This is a genomic window from Massilia eurypsychrophila (assembly GCF_002760655.1).
Taxonomy (GTDB): Bacteria; Pseudomonadota; Gammaproteobacteria; order Burkholderiales; family Burkholderiaceae_D; genus JAFCUW01.
The window spans coordinates 581,346-591,563 of sequence record NZ_PDOC01000002.1 but is presented as its reverse complement, the minus strand read 5'-3'; the positions used below and the strand labels follow the sequence as shown (position 1 = coordinate 591,563).

Below are 10,218 nucleotides of genomic sequence, written 5' to 3'. Positions count from 1 at the left end.
TTATGCCTGATGACCATAGTAAATCGGTACCACCCCTTCCCATCCCGAACAGGACCGTGAAACGATATTACGCCGATGATAGTGCTGCAACCAGTGTGAAAGTAGGTTATCGTCAGGCTAGTTATAAGAGAAAAACCTAGCAGAGATGCTGGGTTTTTTTTCGTCCGGAGAAAAGCGCAAATGGCGTTAAAGATAGTGCACGGATCTCTGCTGATGTTTGCCGTATTCCTCGGCATTGGAGATGTGCGTGCTCAGTCGGCCTCCGCCACTGAATTGGTGGATGCGCTGAACCGCGTTTTCGGGCAGCAGCATCATGCACGTGCGAATCACGCCAACGGCCTGGTAGCTTTCGCCCCGACCGTGATGCCGCGCAGGTGACGAAGGCGGTGCACTCTCAGCCGGCCCAGGCGCCGGTAAAAGCAACGGTGCGCTTTTCCAATTTCGGCGGCAATCCGCACGTCGCCGATGCCGATCCTGGCGCCGCGCCGTATGCGATCCGAGCGTGGCCTGGCCCGAGCACCGCCGGCTCATCGAACTGGGCACCTGATCAAAGCTTGCCGTTCTTCCCCGATGATCTGCCGGACGGCATCGAAGTGCAGGATCCGATGCTGAAGGACCGCACCAAGTCGTATGCCGAATCGCTAAAACGGCGTCAGCGCCGACTTAGGTCGCCACCGGCGCTTCCTCCGGCGGCGCCACCTTGGTGCCTTTGCTGATGCTCTCGCCGTCCTCGCGCCGCAAGCCCCAGAACGCCAGCGACGACAGGATCGTCACTACCGACAGCGCGACGAAGGCGCTGTGCAGCGCGGTCGTCACCATACCGCGGTTGGTCTGCGGAATATCGCCGAGGAACCAGCCCGCCACCAGGGTGCCGGCCGCCAGGCCAAAACTCATCGACAACTGCTGGAACGAACTCGAGATGGTGCTCGCCATGCTCGAGTCCCCCGGCGACACGTCCGCAAACGCGAGCGTGTTCATGCTGGAAAACTGCAGCGAATTGAAAAATCCCTGCATCAGCCCAAGCATGACGATCAGCGTCAGCGACGAGCCCGGCTTGACCAGCGCAAACAGGCCGATCGTGATGCCGATAAACACCGTGTTGACGGTCAGGATCTGGCGATAACCAAAGCGCGCCAGCAAGCGCTGAGAGACAAGCTTCATGCCCATCGCCGCCAGCGCCGTCGGCATCATCAGCAGGCCCGACTTCCACGCCGGCAGCCCCAGTCCGATCTGATACAGCAAGGGCAGCAGGAACGGCAGCCCGCCGACGCCGAGGCGCGTGACGAAGCCGCCCAGCACGGCGACCCGGAAAGTACGGATGCGCAGCAGCGCCAGGCGCAGCAAGGGAAACTCGATCCCGCTCGCGTGCCAGCCGTATGCGACCAGCAACGCGATCGACACCACCAGCATGAAGGCGGCGGTACTGGGCTCGAGGGTATGCTCGCCGAAAATTTCCAGCAGCCAGGAAAGCAGCGCCGTGCCGCAGCTAAACAGGATGAAGCCGACGACGTCGAGCGGGCGCCGCTCGGTGCCGCGATAGTCCGGCATGTAACGGAACACCAGGTACATGGCAACCAGTCCGACCGGCACGTTGACAAAGAAGATGGCGCGCCACGACACCCAGTGCACGATCAGCCCGCCGACAGTCGGCCCCAGCAGCGGTCCAATCAGCGCCGGGATGATGACGAAGTTCATCGCGCCGAGCAACTCTGCCTTGGGGAAAGTGCGGATGATGGCGAGCCGGCCGACCGGCATCATCATTGCGCCGCCAATCCCCTGCAGCAAGCGCGCAGCCGTCATCATCGGCACGCTTTGCGCGAGGCCGCACAGCACGGAAGCGAAGGTGAAGATGGCGATGGCGATGCCGAACACGCGGCGGGTGCCGTAGCGGTCGGCCATCCAGCCGCTGATGGGAATGCCGACGGCCAGGCTGAGGATGTAACTGGTAACGACCGACTTCAGGCTCAGCGGCGTCACATGCAGGCTGGCCGCGATGCTGGGAATGGCGGTGTTGACGATGGTGGCATCGAGCTGTTCCATGAACAGCGCGGTGGCCACCACCCACGGCAGGTACTTCTTGATGGCGGTATCGGTCATCGGTCCTCTTGCGTCACAGCGCGCAACAGGTGCGCCGAATCCGATTGTCACATAAATCAGATGACGGCGAAGTCAACCGGACACCCCCGGTCAGAAGCGGTAAGCCGCTTTCAGCACCAAAAAGTTAACGCCGCTGTTAGGCTTCTTGAAGCCGCCATTCGAGTAATGCTGAATGCGTGCGCTCAGCTCCCACTTGTTGGGAAGCACATAGCCCGCGCCAATGTGGTCGGCGAACTGGAAGGCCGTCGACAGCCGGTTGTCGTCGTTGTCATACAGGTGAGAAAACAGGCTGACGCCAATGCCGGCTTCACCGAACCAGCCCAACTTGTCGGCGCGCTCGTAGCGAAACACCGGGGTCAGGCCGATCACCGTGATGTTCTGGTGCTCGCCGCTGCGGTTCTGATACTGGCTGCCGCGCCATTGCGCCAGGTTGGCATCCCAGTAGCCCGAAAGATGGTAGTTGTTCGACACGAACCACTTGCGATCCCAGTTCGACTGCGCGCTGATACGCACCATCTGCACCTTGGCGCCGGAGCCCACTTCCACCGCGGCCGAGTCGAACGACGGCGCCGCCGCGAATGCGACCGGCAACGCCAGCAGGGCGCCAAGGGCCACGACCGGCTTCAAAAATTTCATATTCAAGAACATATTCCGCTTTCATCAAAAAGTGTAATTTCATCAAGCACAAGGCATTGTACCGGGTTCGAAAATCGGCGCTGTCGCCGCCACGTTACAATCGGAGCACAAAACGAATCGATCAAAGGAGCTCGCCATGACACCACCGACCATCGCCTTTCTCGGCATCGGCCTGATGGGCAAACCGATGGCGTCGCGCCTGGCCCGCGCCGGCTTTTCGGTGCGCGCGTGGAACCGCACCGCCGCCAGGGCCGAAGCGCTGCGCGCCGTGGGCGCCGCGCCGCAGCCGGAACTGGCCATTGCCGTGGCAGGCGTCGACATCGTCATCTCGATGCTCGAATCGGGCGCCGCCGTCGCCGCCGTCATCGACGCCGCGCTGCCGTCCCTGACAGCCGGCGCCTTGTGGATCGACATGAGTTCGACCCAGCAGGGCGAAGCGCTTGACTTCGATCAGCGCCTGCAAGCGCGCGGCGTCAGCTTCGTCGACGCGCCCGTGTCCGGCGGCGTCGTCGGCGCCGAGGCCGGCTCGCTGGCTATCATGGCCGGCGCCAGCGTGCACGATTTTGCGCGCGCCGAGCCGGTCTTGCAGGCGATGGGCAATCCGACCCTGGTCGGCCCGGTCGGCAGCGGCCAGGTCGCCAAGCTGTGCAATCAACTGATCGTCGGCGGCACGCTCGACATCGTCGCCGAGGCGCTGCTGCTGGCGCAGGCCGCCGGCGCCGATCCGGCCGCGGTGCGCGCGGCGCTGCGCGGCGGTTTTGCCGAGAGCCGCATCCTCGAGGTGCACGGTCAGCGTATGCTGGACCGCAACTTCATGCCAGGCGGGCAAGTCAAAAGCCAACTCAAGGACTTGCGCAATGTCCTGGTGGCCGCCGCTGACGCCGGCGTGGTGCTGCCGGTAGCCGCCCTCGTCACCGAGCACTACAGCGCCATCGCCGACGACTATCCCGCGGCTGACCAGTGCGCCACACTGCTTGCGCTGGAAAAAGTCAATCCGGGCCACCGGCTGGGCGATGCGCCGGACCAGCTACCCTAGCCGACGGGCAGGCTCATCTCTGCCAGGCGCACCCAGTAACTGGCGCCGATCGGCAACAGTGTGTCGTTGAAGTCGTAGCTGGCGTTATGCAGCTGACATGGCCCGAGGCCGTGCCCGCCTTCGCGGTGCGCGCCCTCGCCATTGCCGATGAACACGTAGCAGCCCGGCTTGGCCTGCAGCATGAAGGCGAAATCCTCCGCGCCCATGGTCGGTTCGACATTCGTGTCGACCTTGCCCGCGCCGGCCACCGCCTTCATCGCCTCGATGGCGAACGCGGTCTGCGCCGGGTGGTTCACCAGCGGCGGATAGTTGCGCTTGAAGCCGAACTCGACGCTGGCGCGAAATCCCGCCGCCGTGTGGGAGGCGATTTCCTCCATGCGGCGTTCGATCAGGTCCAGCACTCCGGTGGTAAACGTGCGCACCGTGCCGATCATCACCGCTTCGTCGGGAATGACGTTGGTGGCGCTGCCGGCATGGATCTGCGTGATCGACAGCACCGCGGTATCGAGCGGACTTTTTTCGCGCGAGATAATCGTCTGCCAACTCTGCGCGATCTGCACCGCCACCATCACCGGGTCGACGCCCCTGTGCGGCTGGGCCGCGTGCGCGCCCTTGCCCTTGACGACGACGCGAAACTCATTACTCGACGCCATCATCGGCCCGGCGACCACGCCAAAGCTGCCCGCCTCCATGCCCGGCCAGTTGTGCATGCCGTACACCGCGTCCATCGGAAACTGCTCGAACAGGCCATCCTCGATCATCTTGCGCGCGCCGGCGCCGCCTTCCTCGGCCGGCTGGAAGATCAGGTAGACGGTGCCGTCGAAGTGGCGGTTGGTCGCCAGGTGGTGGGCGGCGCCGAGCAGCATCGCCGTGTGGCCGTCGTGGCCGCAGGCGTGCATCTTGCCGGCGTGGCGCGACGCATGCGCGAAGCTGTTTACTTCATGCATCGGCAGCGCGTCCATGTCGGCGCGCAGCCCGATCGCGCGCGGCGAGGTGCCGTGCTTGATGATGCCGACCACGCCGGTCACGCCAAGGCCGCGCACCACCGGGATGCCCCATTCGGTCAGGCGCGCCGCCACCACGTCGGCGGTGCGCTCCTCTTCATAACAAAGTTCCGGGTGCGCGTGCAGGTCGCGCCGGATCTGTTCCAGCTCCGATTGAAACGCAATAATTGGTTCAACGAGGTTCATCTTAATCTCCTGGAATGCATGACTGCTAATGCCATTGTAGAACTATTGTAGCCCTACTCGTCATTGGACGAGCAGCTTGTGACGCCGGGCACTCTTTTGCGCTGGAAATCGTTTAAAGTAGGGGTTTCATTCCTTCGTTTCTGGCCCCTTCGATGACGACCAAACAAGTGCGCGCCACCTGCCCGCACGACTGCCCCGACACCTGCGCCTTGCTCATCACCGTGGAAGACGGCGTCGCCACGGAAGTGAAGGGCGATCCCGATCACCCGACTACCGCCGGCGTGCTGTGCACCAAGGTCGCGCGCTACGCCGAGCGCACCTATCACCCCGAACGCCTGCTGCACCCGATGCGCCGCGTCGGCAAAAAAGGCGAGGGCAAGTTCGAGCGCATCAGCTGGGACGAGGCGATCGACACCATCGCGAAGCGCCTCGGCGAAATCGCCGCGCGCGCGCCGCAGGCGGTGCTGCCTTACAGTTATTGCGGCACCATGGGACTGGTGCAGGGCGAGTCGATGTCGGCGCGCTTTTTCAACCAGCTCGGCGCCTCGCAACTGGACCGCACCATCTGCGCGATGGCCGGCGCCACCGGCTACCGCTACACCATCGGCGCCTCGATCGGCACCGACCTCGAACAGTTCCAGGACTCGAAGCTGATCATCATCTGGGGCGGCAATCCGATCGCCTCGAACCTGCATTTCTGGACCCGCGCGCAGGAAGCCAAGCGGCGCGGCGCGCGCCTGATCGCGATCGATCCGTATCGCTCGCTGACGGCCGAAAAATGCCATCAGCATATCGCCCTGCTGCCCGGCACCGACGCCGCGCTCGCCCTCGGCATGATGCACGTGCTGATCGCCGAGGACCTGGTCGATGCCGACTACATCGCGCGCCACACGCTCGGCTTCGACCAGCTCAAGCAACGCGCCGCCGAATGGCCGCCCGAGCGCGCGGCCGAAACGTGCGGCATCAGCGTCGACGAAGTGATAAACCTTGCGCGCGAATATGGCCAGGCCGCGCACCGCGGCGAGCCGGTGGCGATCCGCGTCAACTACGGCGTGCAGCGCGTGCGCGGCGGCGGCATGTCGGTGCGCACCATCGCCTGCCTGCCGGCGCTGGTGGGCGCCTGGCGCCACGCCGCCGGCGGCATCCAGCTGTCGACCTCCGGTTCGTTCCCGGCCAACCGCACCGCGCTGCAGCGCCCCGACCTGCAAAAGCAGCCTTCGCGCACCATCAACATGACCACCATCGGCGACGACCTGCTGAAGGGCACCTCGCCCGAGTTCGGCCCGAAGATCGAAGCGGTCATCGTCTACAACGCCAACCCGCTGGCGATCGCGCCCGATTCCGACAGGGTCATGCGCGGCTTCCTGCGCGAGGACCTGTTCACCGTCGTGCTCGAGCACTTCCAGACCGACAGCGCCGACTACGCCGACATCCTGCTGCCGGCCACCACCCAGCTCGAACACGTCGACGCCCACCTGGCCTACGGCCACCTGTACATGATGGCCAATAACGCGGCGATCGCGCCGATGGGCGAGGCCAAGCCGAACACCGAGATCTTCCGCCTGCTGGCCGCGCGCATGGGCTACGACGACCCGTGCTTCCTGCAAAGCGACGACGAGCTGGCCGCCCAGGCGTTCGACAAGAGCCACCCGCGCGCGATCCACTTCGACTGGGAAGCGCTCAAGCAGCGCGGCTGGCAAAAACTGAACATGCCCGATGCGCCGTTCGCCGACGGCGGCTTCGCCACGCCGTCGGGCAAGTGCGAGTTCTATTCGGCGTCGATGCTGGCCGACGGCCACGATCCGCTGCCGACCTATACGCCGCCGTATGAGTCGGCCGCGTCGAACCCCGAGCTGGCCAGCCGCTATCCGCTGGCGATGATCTCGCCGCCGGCGCGCAACTTCCTCAACTCCACCTTCGTCAACGTCAAGAGCCTGCGCGGCGCCGAAGGCGAGCCGCACCTCGACATCCATCCCGCCGACGGCGCCCACCGCGGCATCCTCGACGGCGACATGGTGCGCATCTTTAACGACCGCGGTTCCTTCGTGGCCAAGGCGCGCGTCACGTCCAAGGCGCGCGCCGGCCTCGTGGTCGGCCTGTCGGTGTGGTGGAAAAAGCTCGCCAGCGACGGCAAGAACGCCAATGAAGTCACCGGCCAGCGCCTGACCGACATGGGACGCGGACCGACCTTCTACGACACCCTGGTGCAGGTCGAAAAAGCGACGGCGGTGCAACCATGAAGCGCCTGGCACTGTCGCGGGGAACCAAGTGCGTGCTGATGGCCGGTCTGGCCGCCGGCCTGCTGGCCGGCTGCTCGACCATCAACTACTACTCGCAGGCTGCGCACGGCCAGCTGTCGCTGCTGTCCGACTCGCGCCCGGTGGACGACTGGCTGTCCGACCCGGCCACCAATCCGAAGCTGCGCACGCGGCTGGCCTCCGCGCGCCAGATCCGCCAGTACGCGGTCGAGCACCTCGGCCTGCCCGACAACGAGAGCTACAAGAACTACACCGCGCTCAAGCGCCCCTACGTGGTGTGGAACGTCGTCGCCACGCCGGAGCTGTCGCTGGCGCCGCTGCAGTGGTGCTTCCCGGTGGCCGGCTGCGTCAACTATCGCGGCTATTACGGCAAGGACGACGCCCAGGACTACGCCAGCCAGCTGCGCGCCCAGGGCCACGACGTCCAGGTCGGCGGCGTGTCGGCATATTCGACGCTTGGCTGGTTCAACGACCCGTTGATCTCCACCTTCATCAACTATCCTGACGCCGAACTGGCGCGCCTGATCTTCCACGAACTGGCGCACCAGGTGGTGTACGTGGCCGGCGACTCGCAGTTCAACGAGTCGTTTGCCAGCGCGGTCGAAGAAGCCGGCGTCGAACACTGGATGGAAAAATTCGGCAATGCGGCGATGCGCGAGAACTACGCCAGGTACACGGCGCGCAAGCAGCAGTTCCTGCAGCTGCTGCTCGATTGCCGCCGCGCGCTCGATCGCAATTATGCGTCCAGCATCAGCGACGCCGACAAGCGCGCCGGCAAGGCGCGCCTGTTCCGCCAGCTGCAGGACGACTACCTGGTGCTCAAGGAAAGCTGGGGCGGCTACGCCGGCTATGACCGCTTCTTCGCCGAGCCGCTGTCGAACGCCCATCTGGCGTCGATCGCGACCTACAACGACTTCGTGCCGGCCTTTCGTGCGCTGCTGGCGCGCGAGCGCAGCTTCGGCGGCTTTTACCAGGCGGTGCGCCGCATCGCCGACCTCGATCGCGGCGAACGGCACCGGCGCCTGAAGACGCTCGGCGCCACCATGGCGGGACTGTAGGGGCCTTTGGTCGCGGCAATGCTGCAGCGCACGATAATATCCATCTAGAATAGTTGCTCCAATTGCAGCAAAACCCTTGCGTCGAAGCGTCCGCCCCGATAGCATCGTTGGGGAGACACCCATGCAGGTTCCGGATACCGGCGCCCATAACGATAACTATAGAGACAGAAGGCACCCAGATGGATAAATTTTGGCTGAAATCCTACCCCGCCGGCGTGCCGGCGGAAATCAACCCGGACCAGTATCGTTCGCTGGTTCAGCTGCTGGAGGAATCGTTTGTCAAGTTCGCCGACCGTAACGCCTATGTCTGCATGGACAAGTTCCTCACCTATGGCGAACTCGATTCCTACTCGCGCAAGGCCGCCGCCTGGCTGCAAAGCCGCGGCATGAAAAAAGGCGCGCGCGTCGCCGTCATGATGCCCAACGTGCTGCAGTATCCGATCGCCATCGCCGCGATCCTGCGCGCCGGCTACACGGTCGTCAACGTCAATCCGCTGTACACCCCGCGCGAGCTGGAACACCAGCTGGCCGACTCCGGCAGCGAAGCGATCATCGTGCTGGAAAACTTCGCCACCACGCTCGAACAGGTGCTGCCGAAAACGCCGGTCAAGCACATCATCGTCGCCAGCATGGGCGAGATGCTCGGCGGCGCCAAGGGCATGATCGTCAACTTCGTCGTCCGCAACGTCAAGAAGATGGTGCCGGCCTACTCGCTGCCGAACGCGGTGCGCTTCAAGGACATGCTGGCGCAGGGCGGCCGCATGACGTTCACACCGGTCGAGGCGCAGTCGTCCGACATCGCCTTTTTGCAGTACACGGGCGGCACCACCGGCGTGTCGAAGGGCGCCACGCTTACCCACCGCAACATCATCGCCAACGTGCTGCAAACGGAAGCCTGGTCGCAGCCGGCACTGGCCAAGCCGCCGGTCGTCGAGCAGCTCAACATCGTCTGCGCGCTGCCGCTGTATCACATCTTCGCGCTGACGGCGTGCGCCATGTGGGGCATGCGCATCGGCGCGCTCAACATCCTGATCCCGAACCCGCGCGACATCGGCGGCTTCATCAAGGAGCTGACCAAGTACAAGATCAACTCGCTGCCGGCGGTGAACACGCTGTACAACGCGATGCTCAATCACGCCGATTTCGGCACCATCGATTTCTCGGCCCTGAAGATGGCCAACGGCGGCGGCATGGCGGTGCAGCAGACCGTCAACGACAAGTGGCGCGCGGCGACCGGCGTGTCCATCATCGAAGGCTACGGCCTGTCGGAGACGTCGCCGGTGGCCACCTGCAACCGCGCCGACCTGACCGAGTTCACCGGCCATATCGGCCTGCCGGTGCCGTCGACCGACATCGCCATCCTCGATGACGACGGCGTGCCGGTGGCGCTCGGCGAACGCGGCGAGATCGCCATCCGCGGCCCGCAAGTGATGGTTGGCTACTGGAACCGCCCGGACGAAACGGCCAACGTGATGACACCTGACGGTTTCTTCAAATCGGGCGACGTCGGCGTCATGGACGCCGACGGATACGTTAAAATCGTCGACCGCAAGAAGGATATGATCCTGGTCTCCGGCTTTAACGTCTATCCGAACGAACTCGAAGGCGTGATCGCGGCCCATCCCGGCGTGCTCGAATGCGCCGTGATCGGCGTACCGGACGAGAACTCGGGCGAAGCGGTCAAGGTCTTCGTCGTGCGCAAGGACCCGACCCTGACCGCGGAACAGTTGATGGACTACTGCAAGCAGCACTTCACCGCTTACAAGAAGCCGAAGTACATCGAGTTCCGCACCGAGCTGCCGAAGACGAACGTCGGCAAGATCTTGCGGCGCATGCTGCGCGACGAGAAGCAGGCGGCGTAGCGGAAGGATCGGCGGTTTGCCAGCAAAGACGCCCGGCCGCCGGGCGTTTTTCATTTTTTACAGAGTATTTGCACAGATGAG

8 protein-coding genes and 1 rRNA gene are annotated in these 10,218 nt (G+C 64.4%); 6 read left to right on the top strand and 3 right to left on the bottom strand.

Translation table 11 applies throughout. The features are described from left to right. Nucleotides 1-5 precede the first annotated feature (5 nt). A 5S ribosomal RNA gene (rrf, locus tag CR105_RS05580) occupies nucleotides 6-118 on the top strand. 95 nt (nucleotides 119-213) lie between these two features. Next, nucleotides 214-378, top strand: coding sequence for a hypothetical protein (locus tag CR105_RS28220; RefSeq protein ID WP_180288097.1), 165 nt, complete (start codon nucleotides 214-216; stop codon nucleotides 376-378). Between the two features lie 285 nt (nucleotides 379-663). Here CR105_RS28220 and CR105_RS05570 read toward each other — a convergent pair whose 3' ends face one another. Both CR105_RS05570 and CR105_RS05565 read right to left on the bottom strand, forming a co-directional pair. After that, nucleotides 664-2,097, bottom strand: coding sequence for a DHA2 family efflux MFS transporter permease subunit (locus tag CR105_RS05570; protein WP_099787416.1), 1,434 nt, complete (start codon nucleotides 2,095-2,097; stop codon nucleotides 664-666). Nucleotides 2,098-2,187: 90 nt separating this feature from the next. Next, nucleotides 2,188-2,733, bottom strand: coding sequence for an acyloxyacyl hydrolase (locus CR105_RS05565; RefSeq protein ID WP_099787472.1), 546 nt, complete (start codon nucleotides 2,731-2,733; stop codon nucleotides 2,188-2,190). A 136-nt stretch (nucleotides 2,734-2,869) separates the two neighbouring features. Here CR105_RS05565 and CR105_RS05560 point away from each other — a divergent pair, with 136 nt between their 5' ends. Beyond that, nucleotides 2,870-3,769: an NAD(P)-dependent oxidoreductase gene (locus CR105_RS05560; protein ID WP_099787415.1), complete on the top strand. Its 900-nt coding sequence runs from the start codon at nucleotides 2,870-2,872 to the stop codon at nucleotides 3,767-3,769. Here CR105_RS05560 and CR105_RS05555 read toward each other — a convergent pair. Next, on the bottom strand, nucleotides 3,766-4,959 hold the full coding sequence (locus CR105_RS05555; protein WP_099787414.1) for a M20 aminoacylase family protein: 1,194 nt from the start codon (nucleotides 4,957-4,959) through the stop codon (nucleotides 3,766-3,768). The two genes, CR105_RS05560 and CR105_RS05555, sit on opposite strands and share 4 nt — an antisense overlap. 152 nt (nucleotides 4,960-5,111) lie before the next feature. Between CR105_RS05555 and CR105_RS05550 the strand changes: the two genes are divergently transcribed. The 3 genes from CR105_RS05550 to CR105_RS05540 all read left to right on the top strand — a co-directional run bounded on the left by CR105_RS05550 (nucleotide 5,112) and on the right by CR105_RS05540 (nucleotide 10,137). Further along, nucleotides 5,112-7,199 carry a molybdopterin-containing oxidoreductase family protein gene (locus CR105_RS05550; protein ID WP_099787413.1) on the top strand — a complete coding sequence of 696 codons (2,088 nt, stop codon included), beginning with the start codon at nucleotides 5,112-5,114 and terminating at the stop codon, nucleotides 7,197-7,199. Next, on the top strand, nucleotides 7,196-8,275 hold the full coding sequence (locus tag CR105_RS05545; RefSeq protein ID WP_099787412.1) for an aminopeptidase: 1,080 nt from the start codon (nucleotides 7,196-7,198) through the stop codon (nucleotides 8,273-8,275). The genes CR105_RS05550 and CR105_RS05545 overlap by 4 nt, the downstream gene beginning before the upstream one ends. 179 nt (nucleotides 8,276-8,454) lie before the next feature. Then, nucleotides 8,455-10,137 (top strand): long-chain-fatty-acid--CoA ligase, encoded by a 1,683-nt coding sequence (locus CR105_RS05540; protein WP_099787411.1) that lies wholly within the window; start codon nucleotides 8,455-8,457, stop codon nucleotides 10,135-10,137. Nucleotides 10,138-10,218: the final 81 nt, after the last annotated feature.

Excerpts from the sequence above, each read along its gene's own strand:
- CR105_RS05570 (WP_099787416.1), bottom strand. The coding sequence starts at position 2,097 with ATGACCGATACCGCCATCAAGAAGTACCTGCCGTGGGTGGTGGCCACC.
- CR105_RS05555 (WP_099787414.1), bottom strand. The coding sequence starts at position 4,959 with ATGAACCTCGTTGAACCAATTATTGCGTTTCAATCGGAGCTGGAACAG.
- CR105_RS05560 (WP_099787415.1), top strand. The coding sequence starts at position 2,870 with ATGACACCACCGACCATCGCCTTTCTCGGCATCGGCCTGATGGGCAAA.
- CR105_RS05540 (WP_099787411.1), top strand. The coding sequence starts at position 8,455 with ATGGATAAATTTTGGCTGAAATCCTACCCCGCCGGCGTGCCGGCGGAA.
- CR105_RS05565 (WP_099787472.1), bottom strand. The coding sequence starts at position 2,733 with ATGAAATTTTTGAAGCCGGTCGTGGCCCTTGGCGCCCTGCTGGCGTTG.
- CR105_RS05550 (WP_099787413.1), top strand. The coding sequence starts at position 5,112 with ATGACGACCAAACAAGTGCGCGCCACCTGCCCGCACGACTGCCCCGAC.
- CR105_RS28220 (WP_180288097.1), top strand. The coding sequence starts at position 214 with ATGTTTGCCGTATTCCTCGGCATTGGAGATGTGCGTGCTCAGTCGGCC.
- CR105_RS05545 (WP_099787412.1), top strand. The coding sequence starts at position 7,196 with ATGAAGCGCCTGGCACTGTCGCGGGGAACCAAGTGCGTGCTGATGGCC.